The sequence below is a fragment of the Salinisphaera sp. G21_0 genome, from assembly GCF_017744115.1.
In the GTDB taxonomy this organism is placed as follows: Bacteria; Pseudomonadota; Gammaproteobacteria; order Pseudomonadales; family Endozoicomonadaceae; genus Endozoicomonas.
On sequence record NZ_JAGHQW010000292.1, the window covers coordinates 1 to 525 of the forward strand.

Genomic DNA, 525 nt, shown 5'->3' on the forward strand with positions numbered 1-525 from the left:
GGGCACTGGTCACCAATATTTCCTCCATGTGTTCCTCTAAAGGCTTACCGAAAGATAAGGACGTGAAGGCCTTCCTGACCCTGCCCTGCTTGAAAGAGGGCTGGCAGGAGGGCAAAGACGAGGACGTCAAGGGCAAACCGCTCGACCGGGCACGGGTCACCAATATTTCCCCCATGTGTCATGGCAAAGGCTTACCGGAAAAGACGAAAGTGCAAGCCTTTATTCAATGGCTACCCTCGGATGAAAAGAAGAGTCTTCTGAAACTGTCTTGCCGCATATTTGCAGGCTTTGGAGTACCCTCAGGAGAAAAACTGACTGATAATGAAAACAAACTCCGCCAATGTCTTAAACAGCAAGGTTGTTCTACGGACATTGGAGGCGACAGCAGTGATGAAGACGATGAACTTTTAGAATCAAGTCAAATGAAAGCACTGGCTCTGTACTTCTCTTCTGCGTCCGCAAAATGGAACATGACAATTGCCGAATTCCAACAATATCTTAATGCCCACAAAAGTCCACGAAATG

Annotated in this window: 1 protein-coding gene; it reads left to right on the forward strand. The window is 47.6% G+C overall.

The window, feature by feature from the left end; genetic code table 11:
• Nucleotides 1–525, forward strand: a 525-nt coding sequence (locus tag J7439_RS26120; RefSeq protein WP_209204977.1) for a hypothetical protein, incomplete at both ends; no start/stop codon positions are given.